The organism is Kribbella sp. CA-294648, assembly GCF_050943845.1.
GTDB lineage: Bacteria > Actinomycetota > Actinomycetes > Propionibacteriales > Kribbellaceae > Kribbella.
This window is the reverse complement of record NZ_CP191981.1, coordinates 6,410,018-6,431,365: the sequence shown is the minus strand read 5'-3', so window position 1 is coordinate 6,431,365 and position 21,348 is coordinate 6,410,018. Positions and strand designations below refer to the sequence as shown.

At 68.5% G+C, this 21,348-nt stretch carries 19 protein-coding genes; 6 read left to right on the top strand and 13 right to left on the bottom strand.

Going from position 1 to position 21,348, the window contains the following annotated elements; translation table 11 throughout:
• Positions 1-17 precede the first annotated feature (17 nt).
• Positions 18-2,120 (bottom strand): alpha-amylase family glycosyl hydrolase, encoded by a 2,103-nt coding sequence (locus ACQPYM_RS30335; protein WP_433007356.1) that lies wholly within the window; start codon positions 2,118-2,120, stop codon positions 18-20.
• Between the two features lie 69 nt (positions 2,121-2,189).
• On the opposite strand from ACQPYM_RS30335, the gene ACQPYM_RS30330 reads away from it, so the two are divergent.
• Together ACQPYM_RS30330 and ACQPYM_RS30325 are read left to right on the top strand one after the other, a co-directional pair.
• Positions 2,190-3,251, top strand: coding sequence for a DUF5937 family protein (locus ACQPYM_RS30330; RefSeq protein WP_433007354.1), 1,062 nt, complete (start codon positions 2,190-2,192; stop codon positions 3,249-3,251).
• A 54-nt stretch (positions 3,252-3,305) separates the two neighbouring features.
• The gene (locus tag ACQPYM_RS30325) at positions 3,306-4,565 is read left to right on the top strand and encodes an MFS transporter (RefSeq protein WP_433007352.1); all 1,260 of its coding nucleotides are present in this window, start codon (positions 3,306-3,308) and stop codon (positions 4,563-4,565) included.
• Here ACQPYM_RS30325 and ACQPYM_RS30320 read toward each other — a convergent pair.
• The 8 genes from ACQPYM_RS30320 to ACQPYM_RS30285 form a co-directional block, all read right to left on the bottom strand.
• Positions 4,482-5,543 carry an FAD-dependent oxidoreductase gene (locus ACQPYM_RS30320; RefSeq protein ID WP_433007350.1) on the bottom strand — a complete coding sequence of 354 codons (1,062 nt, stop codon included), beginning with the start codon at positions 5,541-5,543 and terminating at the stop codon, positions 4,482-4,484. The genes ACQPYM_RS30325 and ACQPYM_RS30320 overlap by 84 nt on opposite strands.
• Before the next feature lie 43 nt (positions 5,544-5,586).
• Positions 5,587-6,252: a hypothetical protein gene (locus tag ACQPYM_RS30315; RefSeq protein ID WP_433007348.1), complete on the bottom strand. Its 666-nt coding sequence runs from the start codon at positions 6,250-6,252 to the stop codon at positions 5,587-5,589.
• A gap of 62 nt (positions 6,253-6,314) precedes the next feature.
• On the bottom strand, positions 6,315-6,986 hold the full coding sequence (locus ACQPYM_RS30310; protein ID WP_433007346.1) for a hypothetical protein: 672 nt from the start codon (positions 6,984-6,986) through the stop codon (positions 6,315-6,317).
• Between the two features lie 74 nt (positions 6,987-7,060).
• A complete protein-coding gene (locus ACQPYM_RS30305; RefSeq protein WP_433007344.1) occupies positions 7,061-8,587 on the bottom strand; it encodes a precorrin-2 C(20)-methyltransferase in 1,527 nt (508 codons plus the stop codon).
• Positions 8,584-9,219, bottom strand: coding sequence for a precorrin-8X methylmutase (locus tag ACQPYM_RS30300; protein ID WP_433007342.1), 636 nt, complete (start codon positions 9,217-9,219; stop codon positions 8,584-8,586). The genes ACQPYM_RS30305 and ACQPYM_RS30300 overlap by 4 nt, the downstream gene beginning before the upstream one ends.
• Positions 9,216-10,499, bottom strand: coding sequence for a precorrin-3B synthase (locus ACQPYM_RS30295; protein ID WP_433007340.1), 1,284 nt, complete (start codon positions 10,497-10,499; stop codon positions 9,216-9,218). The genes ACQPYM_RS30300 and ACQPYM_RS30295 overlap by 4 nt, the downstream gene beginning before the upstream one ends.
• Before the next feature lie 262 nt (positions 10,500-10,761).
• Positions 10,762-11,916, bottom strand: a complete 1,155-nt coding sequence (locus ACQPYM_RS30290; protein ID WP_433007338.1) for a N(5)-(carboxyethyl)ornithine synthase — start codon at positions 11,914-11,916, stop codon at positions 10,762-10,764.
• 14 nt (positions 11,917-11,930) lie between these two features.
• Positions 11,931-13,016, bottom strand: coding sequence for an MFS transporter (locus tag ACQPYM_RS30285; protein WP_433007336.1), 1,086 nt, complete (start codon positions 13,014-13,016; stop codon positions 11,931-11,933).
• Positions 13,017-13,839: 823 nt separating this feature from the next.
• Between ACQPYM_RS30285 and ACQPYM_RS30280 the strand changes: the two genes are divergently transcribed.
• Together ACQPYM_RS30280 and ACQPYM_RS30275 are read left to right on the top strand one after the other, a co-directional pair.
• Entirely contained in the window at positions 13,840-14,319 is a 480-nt protein-coding gene (locus ACQPYM_RS30280) for a MarR family winged helix-turn-helix transcriptional regulator (protein WP_433007334.1), read from the top strand.
• Positions 14,320-14,397: 78 nt separating this feature from the next.
• Complete coding sequence (locus tag ACQPYM_RS30275) at positions 14,398-15,849, top strand: DHA2 family efflux MFS transporter permease subunit (protein WP_433007332.1); 1,452 nt, start codon at positions 14,398-14,400, stop codon at positions 15,847-15,849.
• A 58-nt stretch (positions 15,850-15,907) separates the two neighbouring features.
• Here the strand turns inward: ACQPYM_RS30275 and cobF are convergent, their stop codons facing one another.
• The gene (gene cobF, locus ACQPYM_RS30270; protein WP_433007330.1) at positions 15,908-16,675 is read right to left on the bottom strand and encodes a precorrin-6A synthase (deacetylating); all 768 of its coding nucleotides are present in this window, start codon (positions 16,673-16,675) and stop codon (positions 15,908-15,910) included.
• Between the two features lie 86 nt (positions 16,676-16,761).
• On the opposite strand from cobF, the gene ACQPYM_RS30265 reads away from it, so the two are divergent.
• Complete coding sequence (locus ACQPYM_RS30265; RefSeq protein ID WP_433007328.1) at positions 16,762-17,856, top strand: DNA alkylation repair protein; 1,095 nt, start codon at positions 16,762-16,764, stop codon at positions 17,854-17,856.
• On the opposite strand, the gene ACQPYM_RS30260 is transcribed toward ACQPYM_RS30265, so the two are convergent.
• Entirely contained in the window at positions 17,857-18,606 is a 750-nt protein-coding gene (locus tag ACQPYM_RS30260) for an SDR family NAD(P)-dependent oxidoreductase (protein WP_433007326.1), read from the bottom strand.
• Positions 18,607-18,697: 91 nt separating this feature from the next.
• On the opposite strand from ACQPYM_RS30260, the gene ACQPYM_RS30255 reads away from it, so the two are divergent.
• The gene (locus ACQPYM_RS30255; protein ID WP_433007324.1) at positions 18,698-19,291 is read left to right on the top strand and encodes a TetR/AcrR family transcriptional regulator; all 594 of its coding nucleotides are present in this window, start codon (positions 18,698-18,700) and stop codon (positions 19,289-19,291) included.
• Positions 19,292-19,310: 19 nt separating this feature from the next.
• Here ACQPYM_RS30255 and zwf read toward each other — a convergent pair whose 3' ends face one another.
• Together zwf and ACQPYM_RS30245 are read right to left on the bottom strand one after the other, a co-directional pair.
• Positions 19,311-20,822, bottom strand: a complete 1,512-nt coding sequence (gene zwf, locus ACQPYM_RS30250) for a glucose-6-phosphate dehydrogenase (protein WP_433007323.1) — start codon at positions 20,820-20,822, stop codon at positions 19,311-19,313.
• 35 nt (positions 20,823-20,857) lie between these two features.
• Positions 20,858-21,313 carry a winged helix-turn-helix transcriptional regulator gene (locus ACQPYM_RS30245; RefSeq protein ID WP_433007321.1) on the bottom strand — a complete coding sequence of 152 codons (456 nt, stop codon included), beginning with the start codon at positions 21,311-21,313 and terminating at the stop codon, positions 20,858-20,860.
• Positions 21,314-21,348: the final 35 nt, after the last annotated feature.

Genomic DNA, 21,348 nt, shown 5'->3' with positions numbered 1-21,348 from the left:
CGAGCGTCCCGCAATGCCTAGCGGAGCAGCGATGCAGCACCGATACGGTTCTGGCGATCCTTGACTACGACGCGGAGTTCGAGCTTGCCGGTGGGTAGCTTCGAGAAGACCCGGTACGGCGGGGCGTCGTCGGTGCCGAGGACAGTCCACTTCTGCTGACCCTGGACGCGCAGTGCGAACGTCGCCTGCGCGTAGGAGACGCCAGGGACCGTGGAGACGAGCTCCGTGCGGCCGTCTTGGGTGGTGTTGCCGCCCAGCGCGAGAGTCGGCTTGGGAGCAGCCGGGTCGGCCGGCAGTGCGCTACGGCTGCGGTAGACCGCCGCACTCAACGGCGGCACAGTGAGCTTGACCGTGCCCTCTGCACTCGTCACCTGTGTGACCCCTGCCGTCTGCAGCGCAGGACGGATCCGCTCGTACTGCGTACCCGATGCCCCCACCGGCACGTCGACAGTCTTCGCCGAGGTGGAGGAGTTGGCGACCACGAGGAACTCACGACCCGTCGTACGGTCGATCCGGCTGTAGGCGAGCAGGTCGCCGGAGGCGAGGCGCAGTACCTGGTTGCCGCGCTTCCACACCGGATCCGAGGCGGTGAAGCCGGCCAGTGAGCGCAGCTGGCGGTAGAGCGGATGCGTGGGGTCGAAGTTGTCGTCCGCGGGAGTCTTGTCGGTGCCGACCTGGTCCTGCGTCTTGTGGTCGGCGACCTGCGTCGGGAACATGTCCTGCCGCGTCTCGGCATCGCCGCCGGTCCCGGCGAAGCCCTGCTCGTCGCCGTAGTAGATGACCGGGTTGCCGCGCCAGAGGAAGAGCAGCTCGTTGCCGAGCTTGACCCTGGCCAGCAGCTCCTGCTCGCTGATGTCCGGATGGTCCTGCTTCAGCATCATCGCCAGCCGACCCATGTCGTGGTTGCCGACGAAGGTGGTCAGCGAGTACGCGTTCGAGTCGGCGTCGGTGTAGAGGTCGTCGGACTCGAGCACCTCGCCGAGCAGCGACGAGCCCTTGCCGGAGACGAAGTCGCGGGCCGCGCCCTGGAACGGGAAGTCCAGCACCGACTGCATCTTCGCCGCGGTGCTGTAGTGCGACGTCAGCTCGGGATCACCGCTGTAGACCTCGCCGAAGATGAAGAAGTCCTTCTTGCCACGCTGTTCGGCGTGGGCCCGGACCGCGGGCGCGAACGCCTGCCAGAACTCGTCGTTCACATGCTTGGCGGTGTCCACCCGGTAGCCGTCGATGTCCATCTGGTCGATCCAGGACGAGTAGATCTGCTGCATGCCGGCGACGACGCGCGGGTGTTCGGTCATCAAATCGTCCAGGCCGAAGAAGTCGCCGTACAGCAACTGCTCGCCTTCGTAGACGGTCGCGTCGCCGCGGTTGTGGTAGAGCGTCGGGTCGTTCAGCCATGCGGGCCTTTTCAGCTTGGTCACCGCAGGAGCCAGGACCGGCTTGTACGGAAAGGATTTGTCGACAGAGAGCTTCGGGAAGTCCGGCCGCCCGGCCATCGCGCGGATGTCGAAAGGCTTGCCGGCGGCATCCTTGTAAGGGGCCTCCTGCAACGACTTGTACGGATGCTCACCCGCGAAGGTGATCACGTCCGCGGTGTACTGCGCGGTGATATCGAAGAACACCTTGATGCCGTGGGCATGCGCCTTGTCGACCAGTGCGCGCATCTCCTGGGCTGTCCCGAAGTGCGGGTCGAAGCTGGTGAAGTCGGTGATCGCGTACCCGTGGTACGCCGCGAACGCGCCGGCCGGGCCGAGATCGACGACCCAGCGGTTGCGGAACGGCGGGTTCACCCAGAGCGCCTTGACGCCCAGCCCGGCCAGGTAGTCCACCTTCGACGACAGCCCGGCCAGGTCGCCGCCGTGGAAGAACTGCTTGTCCGTCGGGTCGAACCCGTTCTCCAGCCGCGTCCCGGTGGTCAGCCCGCCGCGGTCGTTGCGCGGATCGCCGTTGGCGTACCGGTCGATCATCGTCATGTAGAACGGCACACCGGTAAGGTCCGTGCGCAGCGAGTCCCGCGCCAACGCGGCATCACCGGGATCGGCGGCGGTCGCCTGGGTGGCGGCAAGGCCGAGGACGAGAGTACTTGCAGTCAGCAACGAGACGGCTACGGAGCGCTTCACTCGGGCAGGTTATCTCTTGGCGGGACCACGGCAAGAGATAACCTGCACCGGACACCTCTGGAGGAGCGGATGCCGACCGTCCTGGCGGGGCTGGGCCGGCTCGACCCCGAGCGGATCCGGCACGTCGCCTCACCGCTGATCGAGCTCGGCTGCGCCCTGCACGTCCTCGCCGAACCGCGCCACCACGGCCGCACCGAGTGGGCCGCCCAGGTCAAGACAGCCATGCCCGCCGTACTGCGAACCGACCTCGCCACCTGGGCCTGGACGGTCCGGGCGGTCCGGGCGCGGTTCTTCGCCACCAGCCCCGCGACGGGCCTGCCGTCATTCACCGACGAGCTCGCAGTACTGCGCTCCCGCCCGCCGGAAGACCTGGCCGCCGAGCTGGTCCGGCCGTTGCGTGGCCAGCCGCTGGGCAGCCGGAGTACGGACCTGGTTGCAGTACGGCGCTGGGCGTTGAGCCGGGGGAGGCCGGTGGCCGAGCTGGTCGAGGCGCTGCTGACCTCGCCGGCCGAGCCGGTCGCGCAGTTCCTCGACTTCCTCGAAGCCTGCTGGCAGGGCTGGTTCGGTGAGATCTGGGAGGCGTCGCGGGATCAACTGGCCGCGCGGGGCCGGCAGGATCGTGATCTGGCCGTGCGGGACGGGTTGAGCGTGATGCTGCCCGGGCTGGACGGCTCGATCGAGGTCAGGGACGCCGACAGCATCGTCGTGCAGAAGGTGCAGAACAAGCGCATCGATCTGGCGGAGCGGTCGCTGCTGCTGGTCCCGAGCAACTTCATCGCTCCGCACCTCTTCCTGGGTGAGGTCCCGGGCGAGCCGCTGACGGTCATCTATCCCGTCGGCGGCCGCGGCTCCGCAGTACCGACGGCTCAGGTGATTCGCCAGCGGCTGGAGGCGCTCGCGGTCGCCGACCGGCTGCAGGTCTGCCGGGCGGTCGCCAGCGAGCCGCGGACCGCCGGGGAGATCGCGGCTCTGTGGAAGCTGAACGCCACGCAAGTCACCCGGCATCTCAGAGCTTTGACCAGGGTCGGGCTAGTGACGGCCGAGCGGCAGGGACGGTTCGTTGCTTATCGGCTCGACGAGCAGGCGGTCCGCAACCTCGGCACAGATCTGCTCGACCTCGTGATGCGCTGACGACTTCCGTCAATCCAAGCGCCGCCCGCGGGTCCCGGCGGTTGACTGACGGCCATGACTTCTTCCCTTCCGCCGGAAGTCCGCCGGCTGGTCGCGGCGACCCTGGTCAACACCTTCGGCAACGGCGTCTACGCGGCGGTGGGCGCGCTCTACCTGACCCGGGTGGCGGAGCTGTCCGTCGGTCAGGTCGGCATCGGCCTGACGATCGCGGGCCTCGTCGGTCTGGTCGTCAGTACGCCGCTCGGTGTGGTCGCCGACCGCCTCGGCCCGAACCGCGCGTACGTCGCGTTCCTGCTGCTCCAGGCCGTCACCATGACCGCCCTGACCCAGGTCCGTTCCTTTCCCCTGTACGTCGCTGTCGCGGCGGTGACCGCGATCGCGGACTCCGGCCAGCGGGGCGCGAAGGGCGCGCTGATCGCCGGTCTCGCGCCGCCGGACCAACGCGTCCGGACCCGGGCGATGTTGCGGGTGACGACGAACATCGGGATGGGCGCCGGGATGGGCCTGGCCGGGATCGTGCTCGCCGTCTACCGGCCGGTGGTCTATGTGATCGCGCTGCTCGCCAACGCGGCGACGTACCTGGTCACGGCCGGGCTGGTGGGCTGGGGGATGCCGCGCATCGCGCGGGTGCCGTCCGCGAGTGGGCCGTCCGGGTTCACCGCGCTGAAGGACCGTCCGTTCGTGGTGTTCGTCGCGCTCGACGGGCTGCTCAGCATGCACAACTCGATGGCCCAGATCGCCATCCCGCTGTGGGTGGCGACCGCGACGGACGCGCCCACCTGGCTGATCTCGATGCTGCTGGTGACCAACTCGGTGGCGGTGATCCTGCTCCAGATCAGAGTCGCCCGCGGCACCGAAGCCCTGGTCGGTGCGGCGCGGGCCGGTCGTCGAGCCGGCCTCTTGCTCGCGCTGGCCTGTGGAGTGCTGGCGTTGACCGACGTGACGTCAGGCGCGGTGACGATCGCCTTGCTGCTGGTCGCGGCGCTGGTTCATGTGCTGGGGGAGATGTTGCAGTCCGCGGGCGGCTGGGGGATCAGCTTCGAGCTGGCGCCGGCCGGTGCGCAGGGGCAGTACCAAGGGGCTTACGCGATGGGGCACCAGGTCGGCGACCTGATCGCGCCGTTCGTGCTGACGGTGGTCGCGGTCAGCTGGGGCTGGCCGGGATGGTTGCTCACGGCCACTATTTTCCTGCTGGCCGGAGCGTTCATCCCGGTGGTGGTCCGCAGGAGCTCAGGCGGCGAGCGGCTGGAGGAGGTCGCGGAGCCGGCGAGCGGCGGCGAAACCGGCGCGGTTGCCGCCAATCGTGCTGGCTGACGGTCCGTAACCGACCAGATGAACCCGCGGCTCGAGAACCGTGTGGGTGCCGTCCATCCGAATGCCACCGGACCGTTCGCGGAGCTGGAGGGGAGCGAGATGACCGAGGTCGGCCCGGAAACCGGTGGCCCACAGGATGGCGTCGACCTGCTGCTTGCGCCCGTCCGCCCACTCGACACCGTCGGGGGTGATCCGCTCGAACATCGGCAGCCGGTTGTAGACGCCCTTCCGGTACGCCGCCTGCTCCTGCTCGCGCAACTGCAAGCCGGTGACTGCTACTACGCTCTTGGGTGGTAGCCCGGCCCGGACGCGCTCCTCGACCTTGGCGATGATCTGCCGCCCGATCTCCGGCCCGAACTCCTCACCCGGCTTGCGCCACTCCGGCGGCCTGCGCGTCACCCACGTGGTGTCGGCGTACTCCGAGATCTCGGCGAGCAGCTGTACTGCGGACGCGCCGCCGCCGACCACGAGCACGTGCCGGCCCGCGAACTCCTGAGCGCCGTTGTAGTCGGCGGTGTGCAACTTCCGGCCCTTGAAGGTCTCGATGCCCGGATACCAAGGAATGAACGGACGGTTCCAGGTGCCGGTCGCGTTGACGATCGCCTCGGCCTGGTAGGTGTCACGGTCGGTGGTCAGCTCGAAGAGCTCGCCGTCGCGACGGACGCTCTCCACGATCACCGGCCGGACCACCGGGAGATCGAAACGAGTCTCGTAGTCCGCGAAGTACCGGGGGACGAAGGCGTTGGCTCGCTCGTCCGCGGCACTCTCTGGTACGGCGACTCCCGGCAGGTTCGCGATGCCGTGCACGTCGTGCATGGTGAGCGAGTCCCACCGGTGCTGCCACGCGCCACCGGGTGCCGGGTTGCGATCGAGCACCACAACACCGTCGTACCGGTCGAATCCCATCCGGACCAGGTGATACGCGGCCGAGAGACCGGCCTGTCCGGCCCCGATCACCGCTACCCGAGTCGTCTTCACACCGGGTGCAACGCCTGCACCCGGTGCGTCTCTTCCCTAGCTACTAGCTCCAGCTGTTGTCGATGCGCTTGTGGTAGCGCTGACCCGCCTTGCCGCCGATCACTGCCGCCAGCAGGCTGACTACAACCACCGCGGCCGCCAGGACCAGGCTGCCCGTCGTCAGCGTCTCGTCCGCGATCGGCACGGACGGCAGGTCCACCCGGTCGAGGACGTCGTACTGCGAACCGGCGAGCGCGCCGATGCCGGCCACCACGAGTGTAACGACCAGGCCGATGGCCCAGACGCCGAACCCCTGGCGAGCACCGTCGAACCGGGCCAGCCGGCCGGCGACGTACCCGCCGTTGTAGTAGGCGATCGCCATCATCAGCACCAGCACGATGCCGGAGACGACGCCGATGGTGCCGGCGTTGTCCTCGGCCGTCGAGCGGTCGAGGGTGATCGCGTAGTCGACCGCCGCGGCGATCGCCCCGATCACTCCGGTCAGCAGGACCGTCAGACCGACGGCGATCAGCCAGCCGAAGAAGGCCGATCCGGCTTTGAAGCCCCGGTACACCGGGTCGACCTCGGCCGCCGTGGAGGTCTTGATGTCGGCCCGGTGGGTCGGCTGGGTCCGCTCGACCACCGGCTCTTCTTGGGTGTAGTCGTGCTCTTCTCTGTACCGCGCGGGCGTTGTCTGGGTGTCAGGCTCGTCCCGATACTGCTGAACCATCGCTGTCTCCTCGTTTTGACAGCCCCGTGTTTCCCCGTCCTAAGTACCCGCGGGTATGCCTGTCAGTCGAGCAGACTGTCGATCTTCTCGTGGTACCGCTGGCCGGTCCTGCCGCCGAGCAGCGAAGCGAGCAGCGGCAGCATCAGCAGCGCGGCGGCTGTGATGAGTCCTCCGGTCAGCAGGGAGTCGTTGGTCAGCGGTACGTCGGGGCGGTCGACCCGGCCGGTCAGGTCGTAGTGGCTGTTCAGGAAGGCCCCCAGGGACGACGCCAGCACGAGCAGCAGGAAGGTGATCATCCAGACGCCGAAGCCCTGCCGCATGCCGTCGAACCGCGCGAGCCGGCCGGCGACGTACCCGCCGGTGTAGAAGGCGAGGGTGAGCATCAGGACGAAGGCGGCCGCGGCGGCGATGGCCGCGGTACCGGCCTGTCGCTCCGCGTCGGCTGTGGTGTAGTCCAGAACGTAGGTGGTGCCGGCAGTGGCCCCGGTGATGAGAGCGGCGAGCAGGACGACCATCGAGCCCATGATCAGCCAGCCGAAGAAGGCAGCACCGAACTTGAAGCCGCGGTAGGACAGCCGTTCGGGTTCGATCGGCAGCAGGGGAGTGTCGGGGACCACCGTGACGTTGCTCATCGCCCGGTGGGCCGCTGCTCGCGCCTCCTGGTAACGCAGAGTCGAATCGACCTCAGGCTCGGTCAACGTGCCGGTACCGCCATTGCGCTGTTCCACTGCCATTTCCCCTCACGAGTGGGTCCTGCGGGCGGTCCCTACCCGCCCAGTGCGTGGGTCATGCGGGCTCCGGCGAGGAATTAACGATCTCCTGCGGGTAGCGCGCTCTCCTGTGGGTAGCGGCGCGGGGTGAAGACCAGTGGGCCGGCCGGGCGGGGCACTGTCTGGGTCTGCGAGGAGCCGATCAGCAGCAGACACCGCATGTCGACCTGCTCCGGGTCTAGCTCCGCCAGGGTCGTGACGGTGATCGACTCGGCCGGACCGCCTACATCGCGACCAATGACCACCGGGGTGGCCGGCGAGCGGTGTTCGAGCAGGAGGTCGCGGGTGGCGCCTACTTGCCAGGTGCGGGACTTGGAGGCCGGGTTGTAGATGGCGATGGCCAGGTCGGCGGCCGCTGCCGCAGTCAGGCGGGCAGCGATCACGTCCCACGGCTTGAGGCGGTCCGACAGCGACAGCACGCAGTAGTCGTGGCCGAGCGGCGCCCCCACGCGGCTGGCGACAGCCTGCGCCGCGGTCATGCCTGGCAACACGGTCACGGCGATGTCGGCGTACTCCGGCTCGGAGGCGACCTCGGTGACCGCGCTGGCCATGGCGAAGACACCGGGGTCGCCGGAGGACACCACGACAACCCGGGAACCCTTGCGGGCCAGGTCGAGCGCGAAGGCGGCCCGCTCCGACTCCACCTTGTTGTCCGAGCCGTGCTTGCGTTGCCGCGCGCGGTCGGGCAGCCGGTCGACGTACGGACCGTAGCCGATCAGGTCGTCGGCCTCGGCGATTGCGGACCTGACCTCCGGGGTCATCCACTGCGGGCCGGCCGGGCCGAGGCCTACGACGGTCACCGAGCCCTCGGTGCTCTCGGTTGTGTGGTGCGCTCTGGGTGCCGGGTTGTTGATCGGGCTGGGGAGCAGGGCGAGGGAGAAGTAGGGCACCGAGTCGGGGTCGACGTCTTTGAGCGGTGCGGTGCGCTGCGCGTCAGTGGTCGCGCGTTCGACGTACCAGGCCTCGTCTGCCCGACCGGCCAGCTCGAAGGCCTCGCGGACGCCCTCGAAGGTCCTGCCCAGCTTCATGACCGCGGCAGCGTCGGTGTTCCGGAGCCGCTCGGCCAGTACGTCGGGTGGCAGCGTGCCAGGGAGCACCGTGAGGATCTCGTCGCGCTCACACAACGGCCGGCCGAGTACTGCGGCTGCTGCGCTCACCGAGGTCACGCCGGGCACGACCTCACAGTTGTAGCGGTCGGTGAGCCGCTTGTGCATGTGCATATATGAGCCGTAGAACAGCGGGTCGCCCTCCGCCAGTACTACGACGTTGCGGCCGGCGTCGAGATGCGCGGCCAGCCGGGCGGCGCACTCGGTGTAGAAGTCGTCCATGGCGCCCTGGTAGCCGCCGGGGTGGTCGGTGGTCTCCGTGGTGAGCGGGTACATCAGCAGCTCTTCGAGCTGGCCTTCACGCAGGTACGGCGCGGCCACCGAGCGGGCGATGCTCCGGCCGTGCCGGGCTGCGTGGTAGGCGACGACATCCGCCTCGCCGATCAGCCGGGCCGCCTTCACGGTCACGAGTTCGGGGTCGCCCGGGCCGAGCCCGACCCCCCAGAGCCGTCCGGTCATTCTTCCTCGCTCGCGATCGCGTTGATGGCGGCAGCGGTGATCGCACTGCCACCCCGGCGGCCCCGGACGACCAGGTACTCCAGACCCAGGTCGTTGGCGGCCAAAGCTTCCTTGGACTCGGCGGCGCCGATGAACCCGACCGGGATGCCGAGGACCGCGGCCGGGCGCGGCGCGCCGTCGCGGACCAGCTCGAGCAACCGGAAGAGCGCGGTCGGAGCGTTGCCGATAGCAACAACCGACCCTTCGAGGCGGTCCGTCCACAGGTCGATCGCCGCGGCGCTTCGCGTCGTTGCGAGCTGCTTGGCCAGCTCCGGCACCGACGGATCGCTCAGCGTGCACAGCACCTCGTTGTCAGCCGGCAACCTTTTGCGGGTGACACCGGCGGCAACCATCGCCGCGTCGCACAGGATCGGCGCTCCGCCTTGCAGGGCAGCCCTAGCGGCCTTCACGACACCGTCGGACCAGGCGAGATCTTGGGTGAGGTCGGTCATCCCGCAGGCATGAATCATCCGCACAGCAACCTGCGCAACGTCAGCCGGCAACCCCTCCAGCGCGGCCTCGGCACGGATCGTGGCAAACGACCGCCGATAGATCTCCGCCCCATCGGTCACGTACTCGTAGTTCTCGCTCACTGCACCCTCACTCCGTCGCCGACCTCATTGACTGTCATCGCGACCCCGTCGACCGAGTAGCCGCCGCCCGCGAGCGCAAGCACATCCACAAACTCCCCACCAGGCTTCCCACACCGCCGCTCACACCCAGACCAGTGCACAGCCCTCTGCCCAGCACTCCACCCCGGCACCACGCGCCGAGCATCCCCCCGAACATCCCCCAACGCCTTCCCACACCCCGGCCGCCCGGCACAAGAAGTAACCCCATTCCAGGCCGACTCAGCCTCCACCACCAACCCACACCCAGCCAGCTGCTGTAGGTCCTCCTCACCAACCCCAACCACCACAACCCCCCGCCCCCGGGTAACCCGGAGTGAGCTCTCAAAACCAGCGCTCTCCGCCCGCCCAGCGACCGCAACAATCACCGCGGCCTGCCCGCCGTCCAACACGCCCAGCGGCACCCCCACCACAAACGCCCCTACACCCACACCGTCCTGCACCCACCCAGCCCGAGGCACAGCCGCGCGCGGCACCCTCCCCCCGCCTTCCAATGCCAGCCCGCCGTCACGTACCTCCACCGCCTGCGCAGCACCCGCCATCCCCGCCTGCTCAGCAACCTGCTCGTGTAACCCCAGCCGTGCCAGCACGCGTTGCGGGCCGTCCAGTAGTTCGGCCAGCCGCCACGCCTCGGACTGCTGCTGTGCGCGTTCCGCCAGGAATGCCTCGGCGGCAGCGACCATCAGCTCCGGTGCCTGCTCCGGCGGCAGCAGCACGCCGGTGGGTGCGCCTGCGAGCAGCAGCTCAGCAAGCTGGTTGTCGACCATCCGCATAGCGACATCCGCCTTCGCCGACGCCAGATCCCCGCGCCCATCGTCCAGAGCGAACAGGAAGCGCCCCGGCAGCTCAGCCAGCGCCGGGCGGGCGCAGAGCAGCCGGTCCAGGTCGCGCGCGAGCGGCAGTACGTCGTACCGGCTGTGTGCATCGAGTCCGGAGAGCGGTGAGGCCAGGATGTTGCGCACCCGCTCGTGGCTGATCGACGGCAGCAACCCCGCCGCGTACAGCCGCTCCGACAGCTCCACCGGCGCCCCTGCCCGCAGCGCCCGGATCTGCACGTTCGCCCGCGACGTCAGCTCCAGGTGCCCGTCCCCGAGCTCCACCGCCGCCGCAGCGAGCACTCTCAGCTGCTGCGCGCTCAGCACCCCACCAGGCAGCCGCACGCGCGCCAGCCCACCGTCAGCCGCCTCGTGGACAGCAAGAACCCCCGGACAACGGTCCGGCTCGGTCCTTCCAAGAGACGCCACGGCCGTGATGCTACTGCCCACCCCACCGCTGTGTTTCCCCTCACAACCCGCCACCTACCGACCGCCCCGCCCCACCCCGCCCCGCTCGCTCGCGCGACCCGAGCGCCCCGCCCCTCTCGGGGGACTCTGTGCACCGCGTGAGCGTGTCGAGCCCGCCGAGGCGCTCAGGTGGTGCACAAAGTGCGCCCCTCGACGGCCAAATCGCCCTCGACGGCCAGATCGGTGCGTGCAGGCGGGGGGCGGGGGCGCAGTACGGGTAGGGCTAGAGGTGCGGGTGGGGGTGGTCGGGGGAGCGCTGCTGGAAGGAGAGGATGCCCGGGTTGCGGATGCGGCCGGCCTCGATCTCGATGGCCCGGTCGATCGTGGTGTCGGCGTGCCAGGCTTCCGGCCCGTCGAGCACCGTCCGCAGATACGGCAGCAGCGCCTCGCTGATCTCCCAGCTCGCGGAGTTCCACAGGTACGACGGGGTGTGGTCGACGCCGTAGTACGTGATGTTGTTCCCGACCGTGAAAGTCGGCTCGTTGAAGCCGGTCGGGCGGGCCCAGCTGAAGCCCATGCCGAGGTCGCAGGAGACGTCGATGATCAGGCTGCCGGGAGCGAACAGCTCCAGGTCCTCCTCGATCAGGAACATCAACGGCGCGTCCGGGTCCTGCAGCACACAGTTCACGACGATGTCGTGCTGCGCCAGGAACCCCGCCAGCGGCACCCGCTCGTCGTCGATCAGCGCATGACTGCGCCGCGGGTCGGAGGTGTCGTCGGGGTCTTCGTGGTCGAACTGGATCATCCGCGCCGAGTGGATCGGCGAGCTGACCGCCGTCACACCCCGCCCGGTCAGTACGTCGACGTCGTGGATGCCGTGCGCGGCGAGCGCGGTCACCGCACCTCGCGCCGTCGCACCGAAGCCGATCACCGCGGCGTTGAGCCGACGACCGTAGTCACCGGTCGAGCCGATCAGCTCCAGCGCGTGCAGCACCGAGCAGTAGCCGGCCAGCTCGTTGTTCTTGTGGAAGACGTGCAGGTTGAAGCGCCCGTCGGAGGTCCAGTGGTTCATCGCCTCGAACGCGATCAGGGTCAGCTCGCGGTCGATCGCGAGCTGGGTCATCTTGTCGTCCTGGACGCAGTGCGGCCAGCCCCACAGCACTTGGCCGGTGCGGAACTCGGCGAGGTCCTCCGGCTGGGGCTTCGGCAGGAGCAGGACGTCGGCCCTGGCGATCAGCTGTTCCCGGTCGAGGACGCCCGCAACGGACTGGGACAGCTGTGCGTCGGAGACACCGAACTGTTCGCCGTACCCGGACTCGAGGAAGATGCGTTGCCGCAGATCCTCGTCGATGCGGTCGAAATGATGCGGATGGATCGGCAGCCGACGCTCGTTCTCCTTGCGAGAACGGCCGATGACACCGAGTGCTAACTGGTCCACGAGGGCCCCTTTGGTTACTGCCTGTTTAGCACAGCGCACCCGACGACCGACACCATCGCAAGCGCTGTGAGACCTCCACAGACCATCGCGACGGACACCGAACTGGCGTCGACGACCAGTCCTCCCAGCAGCGCACCGGTGGAGAGCGTTGCCTGGAATGAAGAGGTGAAGAGCACTGTGGCCGCCTCACGGGCTTGGGGACCCGCTACCGCGAACCAGGTCATCGAGCAGACCGGTACTGCGCCGTACGCGACTCCCCAGACGACTAGGAGCGCAGCCGCTGCAGGGGTGGTTGTCCCGATGACGGGCAGGAGGAACGTCGCGGCGGCGATGAGGGCTGCGCTGGTGATGAAGGTGGCCCGCAGGTGGCTGGCGACCGTAGTACCGGCCATGAAGTTGCCGGCTACGCCTGCTACGCCGTACAGGAGCAGTAGCTCACTGATGTGGGTTGTCCCGGTGACGTCGCGCAGGAATGGGGTGATGTAGGTGTAGGTGCCGAAGTGTGCGGCCACGATGAGGCAGGTTGCGGCTAGCGCGAGGCGGGTCTGCTTGAGGCGGAGGGTATCGCGCAGTACTGCTAGTCCTGTCACCTGGAGAGGCGGCAGCGGCGGTACGACGACTGCGAGGGCCACGAGGACGCCGACGGTCAGCACACCTAGTACTACGAACGGGACCCGCCAACCCAGATGCTCCCCGAGGAAGGTCCCGGCCGGTACGCCGAGCACCGACCCCAGTGGCACGGCAGCGAAGATGACCGCCGTGGCCCGAACCACCCACCGCTCAGGCACCAGCCGAGCCGCCAGCCCCGCCCCGATCGACCAGAACCCACCGATCGTCAGCCCCACCATCGCGCGCGCAACCAACTCAACCCAGTACGCCGAAGCTGCCGCGGCGAGGAAGTCGGCCGCGGCGAGCAGAGCCATCAACGCACAAAGCATGAGCCGCCGATCCAACCGAGCGGTCGCCACGGTGACGACGGGCGCCGCGACGGCCGCAACCAGCCCCGGCATAGTCATCAACCACCCACCCCGCCCAGCCGAGACCCCAAAGTCCCCCGCCATCGCCCCGAGCAACCCGATCGGCAGAATCTCCACGGTCACAATCAAAAAGATCCCAACCGTCACACACCCCACCCCGGCCCAAGCCCGAAACCCCGTCCGTACCTCCAAAAGCTCCATTGCCTCAGTCGACCCCGCCACCCCCACCCCAACCACGCGACTTCGCGACACCGTGATCCCCACCCACCAAGCCGTCGCATTCCCGCGCGGACTACTACCTCCCCACGCACCCGTCCGCTCGCTCCGACGCCGCCCACTCCACGGCTGCTCCGGCCCGCCCCCGGCCGACGCAGGCTCCTCCGTCGCCCGCGCGAAGGCGTAGGCGCGGCGTGTCCACGGGTCGATCACCCGGGTGGGAGCCGCGACCTGCGCGCGGTGCCCGGCGGAGTCGAATGCCGGTCCCGTCCCAGCGGCGGCGATGGCTACGGCGGGCCAGTGTCCGCGAAGCCAGAGTTCGCCCGACGGAGGCGGCCGGGGCGCGGTACAGCACCCCGGGCGGCATCGGCAGCGGTTGCTGAGCAGGCGCACTGCCCACGACTCCTGGGGGACTCGGCACCGGTGCCGAGAGCCGTCAGCGACTGACAACTCATGCCGCTCAGCGGCCGACTGCCGGGTTCGGTGTGCCGACGGACAGGACATAGTCGCGCCCGGGGCAGCTCCTGACGCTCAGCGGCGGCTCCAAATGCCGGGAAAACAGCCGCACATCCTGTCGTTCGGAACAGCTCGACGTGGCGGTCAGCCGCTTCCGCGCTCCCGGGCGGCTCAGCTCGGCCCGCATCAGCTCGAACGGGAACGGATACCGCCTGACGGATAGTCAGCTGGCGGGATCATCTGGTATTGGATTATCTCGCGGTATTCTGATCGTATGGCTGAGACACCGTTGCGGACTGTGCCCGATCTGACTGGCTTGTTGTTGCATGCAGGGCATGTGCTCGAGACCCAACTCACGGCAGCGCTGGCCGAGGTCGGCATGACGCCGCGGATGCAGTGTGTGCTGCTGCATGCCCTCGAAGGGGAGCGGACGCAGATCCAACTTGCCGAGCTTGCGTATCTCGACAAGACCACGATGGTCGGGACTGTGGACGCTTTGGAAAAGGCCGGGTACGCCGAGCGCAAGCCGTCCGCGACCGATCGCCGCGCCCGCATCGTCGCCGTCACCCCCGCCGGTGCCAAGGCGGCCGCCGAAGGGCAGCGCATCGTCGACAAGGTGCACGGTGACGCGCTCGCTGCCCTGGCCGCGTCTCAACGCAAGCCCTTCGCGGACTCCCTGGCCGAGTTGGTAGGCGGGCAGTTGGCGACGCCGGTCGAGGATCAGCCGGTCCGCCGCCCCCGTCGGCGAAAGTAGTCCATTAAGAGATCGTCTGCTACCAAACTATCTGTTAAGGTCGTTCTTGTCCTGCCCCGCTGACAAGGAGAACGACCGATGACCTCGACGACCGACCCGACCAGGTCCGCCCTCGCCGGCGAAGCCGCCCAGCCGAACCGGGCCAAGGCGCTCGCGGTGCTCTGCGTGATGCAGTTGATGATCATCCTCGACGCCACGGTGGTGACGGTTGCCTTGCCGACCATCCAGAGTGACCTCGGGTTCACCCAGGCCGGCCTCGCCTGGGTGATGAACTCCTACCTGATCGCCTTCGCCGGCCTGCTCCTCCTCTCCGGCCGCATCGGTGACCTCGTCGGCAGCAAGCAGGTCTTCCTCGCCGGTCTTGGCGTCTTCACCGCGGCCTCCCTGCTCTGCGGCCTCGCCACAACCTCCGAAGTACTGATCGCAGGTCGTTTCCTGCAAGGCGTCGGCGGCGCGCTGGCCTCTGCTGTCATCCTCGGCATGATCGTCGGCCTCTACCCGGCGCCGGCCGACCAGGCGCGGGCGATGGGCGTCTACGGCTTCACCTCCGCCGGTGGCGCCTCGATCGGGCTCATCCTCGGCGGTGTGATCACGCAGACCGTCGGCTGGCACTGGGCCTTCCTGATCAACGTGCCGATCGGTGTGGTCTCCCTGGTACTCGCCCAGCGGCTGCTGAAGGCGCAGTCCGGTCTCGGCCTCGGCAAAGGAGCAGACGTCCTCGGAGCGGTCCTGGTAACCGCAGGCCTCTCGCTCGCCGTCTACACGATCGTCCAGACCGCAGAGCCAACTGCCGACGTACTGCGGACGCTCGTGCTGGCCGCCGTCTCAGTAGCTCTCCTTGCAGGCTTCGTACTACGCCAAGCCCGCGCCACCCAGCCCTTGGTTGCCCTGCGCATCTTCCGCAGTCGCCAGCTGACAGCGGCCAACCTGGTTGTCGTACTGCTGTTCGCAGCCGGTTTCGGCTTCCAGTTCATGACAGCCCTCTACTTGCAGCGAGTACTGGGCTTCGACTCGCTCCGTACCGGCCTGGCCTTCCTGCCGGCCCCGATCCTCGGTGCGGTCATGTCGCTGTTCATCGGACCGCGTCTGGTCGCCCGCTTCGGCGCCCGCGCCCTCATGCTGGCCGGACTGGTCGCCCTCGCCGCAGCCCTACTCGTGATGACCCAGGCTCCAGTCGACGGCTCGTACTTCGTCAACGTCGTCGCCGCGCTGGTCCTGGTAGGCGCCGGAACCGGCGCAGCGATCCCAGCCGTCATCATGCTCGCCATGTCCGGCGCAGAGCCGACCGACGCAGGCCTAGCCTCCGGCCTGAACAACACAGCCCAACAAGCAGGCGCAGCCATCGGTACCGCGGTCCTGGCCACGCTGGCTGCATCCACCACCGCAGGCCAACTGTCCGAGGGAGCCAACCCAGTCAGCGCCCTACGAGACGGCTACAGCACAGCCTTCGCCGCCGCATCAGCCTTCGCCCTAGCAGCCCTCCTCCTCGGCACAACCCTCCTCAAACGCCAAGCGCCCAGCAAGAACTGAGCCAACCGAGCCTTGAGCCACCGAGCACTTGAGCCCACCGAGCGCTGACGGGTTCAGTTCAGCTTTGAGTGCGGTTGCGGCGGAGGAGGTAGGTGTCCATGATCCAGCCTTTGCGGCGGCGGGCTTCTGCGCGGACCTCGACGATTTCGTCGGCTACCTCGGCCAGGGGGCCGGCGATCAGGAGCTCGTCGGGGGTGCCGAGGTAGGCGCCCCAGTAGATCTCGGCGTTCTGGTCGGTGTGGTGGGTGAACGCGGTCTGCGCGTCGAGCATCACCACGACATCGTCGACCTCGTCCGGCCAGCTCTTCGCCAGTCGGCGGCCGGTGGTGACCTGGATCGGGCGGCCTACCTGGTTGAGGCTGACCCGGTGCCGGGCTGCCAGGGTCGAGACGCTGCTGATGCCGGGGATCACCTCGATCTCGAAGGACAGGTCGCCGCGGGCGAGGATGTCGTCGAGGATCGCCAGCGTGCTGTCGTACAGCGACGGGTCGCCCCAGACCAGGAACGCGCCGACCTGGCTGTCCTTCAGTTCGGTCGCGATCAGGTCCGCGCAGACGTCCGCGCGTCGCCGGCGCCAGTCGTCGACCGACTCGACATAGGCGTCGCTGCCGCGGTCCCGCTCGGGATCCTTCCCGAACACCACCCGGTACTCGCGCTCGCCGGCGTGCCGCCGCAGGATCTCCTCGCGCAGGTCGACCAGCTCCTGCTTGACCTCGCCCTTGTCGAGCACGAAGAACACGTCGACCTGGTTCAGCGCCTTCACCGCCTGAACCGTCACGTGATCCGGATCGCCGGCTCCAACCCCGATCACCTTCATCTCCATCATGGCGCCGAGAGTAGTTGGCGCCCCGGAGCGAGCGGTCCGGGCAGTGACTGCTAATTTCAAAGTAACGTCGTCGAGAGGTCGCCCGCGTGCCCACTGCGGAAGAAATGCTCAGTACTGCGTCCGTGGTCGCCCTCGGCGCCTGCCTAGAGGCCCTAGGTTCCGAGCTGGAGCTAACAGCTACCAAGGCGGCGCCTTCGCAAGTAGTCGGCCTGACGTTCAGCGAGCGCGGACGGGTGGTCCGCGACGCCCTGCTGGCCGACCTGCCGACCCAGTACGCGCAAATGGAAAAGATCGTCCGCGCCGCGCTCGACGATCCCGCGTTCACCGGCTGGATGACCTGGCCGGTCACCGAGGCCGTCGCCGTACGGGCTGTGGAGGCCGGCGAGTTCGAGGCCGGGCTGGCACTGCTCGCGGACCTCACACCAAGGCTGACCGGCGAGTTCGCGCTGCGGACGTTTCTCGCGGCTGATCTGGATCGCACCCTGGCGGTAGTCGTCAAGTGGACCGAACACCCCGACGAGCACGTCCGCCGCCTGGCGAGCGAAGGCACGCGCACCAGGTTGCCCTGGGCAAAGCGCGTACCGGGCCTGATCGAGTACCCCGAGCTGACCCGGCCGATCCTGGAAGCGCTCCGCAGCGACGAATCGGAGTACGTGCGTCGCTCGGTCGCCAATCACCTGAACGACCTCAGTCGCGTGGATCCGGCGCTAGCCGTGTCGATCGCGGGCGATTGGCTGGCGTCACCGGCACCGACGACCGAGCGACTGGTACGACACGCGCTACGCACCCTGATCAAAGCCGCCGACCCAAAAGCCCTTGCTTTGCTGGGATTCCAGCCGCCCACCGGATTGGTTGTCGACGGCCCGCAACTCGCAGTACAGGCTGTTGCCGTGGGGGAGTCGCTTGCTTTCGAGTTCCACGCGCACAACCGGAGTACTGCGGAGCTGCGGCTGGCGATCGACTACGTCGTCCACCACGTCAAGGCGAACGGATCACTCGCACCAAAGGTCTTCAAACTGACCACCCGCACTCTCGCACCAGGCGAGAAGGCGACAATCGCCAAGCGACACTCGTTCAAACCGATCTCAACCCGTCGCTACTACCCAGGCGAGCACGCGCTGGAGCTCCAGATCAACGGCCACCCCTACGGCCGCTCTACCTTCACCCTCTCCCTGGGCTGATCAGCCGGCGATGACGGCTACGCCCATCCGGCCGCCGTCGACGTCGAGGACTGTGCCGTGGATGAAGGCGGCCTCGTCGCCGGCCAGGAAGACGGCTGCTGAGGCGATCGCGTCCGGCTCGCCGATGCGGCCGTACGGCGTACCGGTCATCATCGAGGTGGCCGGGTGGTCCGGGTCGGTGTGGACGACGCCGGGGGAGATGGCGTTAACCCGTACGCCGGAGGGGCCGAACTCGGCCGACCAGGCGCGGGTCAGGGTTTCGAGTGCGCCCTTGCTCGCGGCGTACACGGCGCCGATCGGGATGCCGAGTCGCGCCACCCACGAGCCGAGGTTGATGATCGCGCCGCCACCGGCCGCGGCCATCGCCGGGGCGATCGCGGCAGTCAGGAAGTACGGCGACTTCACGTTCACCGCGTAGACCTGATCGAAGGTGGCCTCGTCGGTCTCGGTCGTGCGGCCGCCGTCGATCGCGCCCGCGTTGTTGACCAGGATGTCGATCCGCCCGCCGAGCAACCGGGTCGCCGCGTCGGCCAGCGCCTGAGCGGCCGCCTTGCTGCCGTCCAGGTCGACCGCGACGAAGTCCGCCTGCCCACCGGTCGTCCGGATCTGCGCGACCACCTCGTCGCCGCGCTGCTTGTTGCGCCCGGCAACGACGACGTGAGCGCCCTGGGCAGCCAGTGCGACGGCGATCGCGCGGCCGATGTTGCTGGTGGCGCCGGTGACCAAAGCTGTCTTGCCTGCCAACCGCATGAGTTCTCCTCGAGTGCTAAGAATGGACCGTTCGGTCCAGAGTAGCATTCAAAATGGACTGTCCGGTCCAATGGCGGCTAGGCTGAGCGGTATGGAGCGTGTGCTGACCGCGAAAGGTGCGGCGACCCGGCAGCGGATCGTCGACGGTGCCGCACGGCTGATCCGCGAGCGCGGGGCAGCGGCGGTCGGTCTCGACGACATCCGGGCGAGCACCGCGACGAGCAAGAGCCAGCTCTTCCACTACTTCCCCAACGGCCGGGCCGACCTGATGCTGGTGGTCGCGAAGTACGAGGCGCAGCAGGTGATCAGCGACCAGATGCCGCAGCTCGGCGACCTCACGAGCTGGCGGAAGTGGCAGGCATGGCGGCGCCGGGTGATCCAGATCTACGACGCCCAGCGGCAGGCCTGCCCGCTGTCGGCGTTGACCGCGCAACTGGCGGATCCGACCACCCGGGAGATCATCGACGGGCTCACCAGCGAATGGCTCGGGTACCTGGCGGACGGCGTCCGGGCGCTGAAGGAATCGGGTGAGATCGACGCGCGCGTCGACGTACCGAGGACGGCCAACGCGATCCTCGCGGCCGTCTCCGGCGGCGTGACGCTGCTTCAGTCGACCGGCGACCTCAGCTACCTGGAAGACGCCCTGACCGAGGCTCTCGAAGGCATGCGCCGGCCGCGACGGTAGCGGCCGGTCCCTCCGATGGCTAGCCCTGCGAAGGTGGCTTGCCGTGGCGCCATTCGCGTTCGAAAGGGAGGCGCCAGGCGTGCGGGGCGATGAGTTGGTGGATGGCGTTGGGTCCCCAGGTGCCGGGGGCGTAGGGCTTGACCGGTGGCGGGTCGTCCAGCAGGAGGGCTGAGTTCTCCCAGAGCGACTCGATGCCCTCGGCGGTGGTGAAGAGGGTGTGGTCGCCGCGCATCGCGTCCAGGATCAGCCGCTCGTAGGCTTCCAGTACGTCGCCCGCCGTCTCCGTCTCCTGGGTGGAGAACTGCATCGACAGCTTCTCCAGCCGCATGCCCGGGCCGGGACGCTTGCCGTAGAAGGACAGTGACACCCGCGACGAGTCGGCCAGGTCGAAGGTCAGGTGGTCCGGACCCTGCGACCCGACGCCGGAGCCGGCCGGGAACATCGTCTTCGGTGCTTCCTTGAAGGCGATCGAGATGATCCGCATCCCCTCGGCCATCTTCTTGCCGGTGCGCAGGTAGAACGGCACACCGGCCCAGCGCCAGTTGTCGATGCCGACCTTCATCGCGATGAACGTCTCGGTGTCGGAGTCCGGCGCGACCCCCTCCTCGGCGCGGTAGCCGCCGTACTGGCCGCGGACCACGTCGCTCGGCTGGATCGGCAGCATCGAGCGGAAGACCTTGTTCTTCTCCTCCGAGATGGCCCGCGGTTCCAGGGCCGTCGGCGGCTCCATCGCGACGAACGCGAGCACTTGCAGGACGTGCGTGACGACCATGTCCTTGAACGCGCCGGTCGGCTCGTAGAAGGTGGCGCGCTGGTCGAGGCCGAGCGACTCGGGGATGTCGATCTGGACGTGGTCGATGAAGTTGCGGTTCCAGATCGGCTCGAACAGCCCGTTGGCGAACCGGAAGGCGAGGATGTTCTGCGCCGCCTCCTTGCCGAGGAAGTGGTCGATCCGGAAGATCTGCGCCTCGTCGAAGGTCTCGTGCACGAAGTCGTTCAGCTCGATCGCGGACTGCAGGTCGTCACCGAACGGCTTCTCCATCACCACCCGGGCGCGATCGACCAGGTCGGCGTCGCGCAGCATCTGGATCACCGAGCGCGCGGCCTTCGGCGGCACCGACAGGTAGTGCAGCCGGCAGGCGTCCGCGCCGAGCGCGGTCTCGGCCAGCTTCACCGCGGCCGCGAGCGCATCCGGCCCGGCCGAGGTCGGCACGTACTCGAGCCGGGCGGAGAACTGCTCCCACTCCTCGTCGGTGATCTGGTGCGTCCCGTAGGTGTCGACGGCCAGCCGCGCACGGGCGCGGAACTCGTCCGAGGTGAGGTCCTCCATCGCAGTACCGATGATCCGGACGTCGGGCGCGAACCGCGAGTGCTGCAGATACGCCAGTCCCGGCAGCAGCTTGCGCTTGGCCAGGTCACCCGTTGCCCCGAACAACACGATCACGTGCGGCGCGAGCGGCTCGGGATCCCGTCGGGACGGGCGCGAACCGGGCGCCGGGTAGGCGATCGTCTGGGTACGGGGGTCGGGCATTCTGAAGTCCTCCTACTGACGACGCCACAGCGGATTCAGTCTAGGCCTGTACTACGAGCCGGCGCGGGGTTGGCCCGGCCCCACTCGAGCATGGCGTGCAGGACGGTTCGCAGGCTCAGGCCTTGCTCGGTGAGTTCGTAGACGACGCGCGGCGGGATCTCGGCGTGGATCGTGCGGGTGAGGATGCCGTGGTGCTCGAGAGCGCGGAGCCGATCGGTCAGCGTCTTGGCGCTCGGGTTGCCGAGGGCCGCGCGGAGTTCGGTGAAGCGCAGTGGGCCGCTGAGCAGTTCGCGCACGATCAGCGTCGTCCACTTGCCCTCCAGGACGGCGATGGTCCGGTTGACGCCGCAGTCCTCGCCAGAATCGCAGCGGGCGGCGAGGAGTTCGGCGTCCAGGGCAGCAGCGTCGGTTCCCACAGCGTCGGTTTCCACGGCGTCGGTTTCCACGGCGTCGGTTTCCACGGCGTCGGTTTCCAGGGCGTCGGTTTCCATAGGGAAACTATGCCACTTTCTGGGTACTAGTTCAT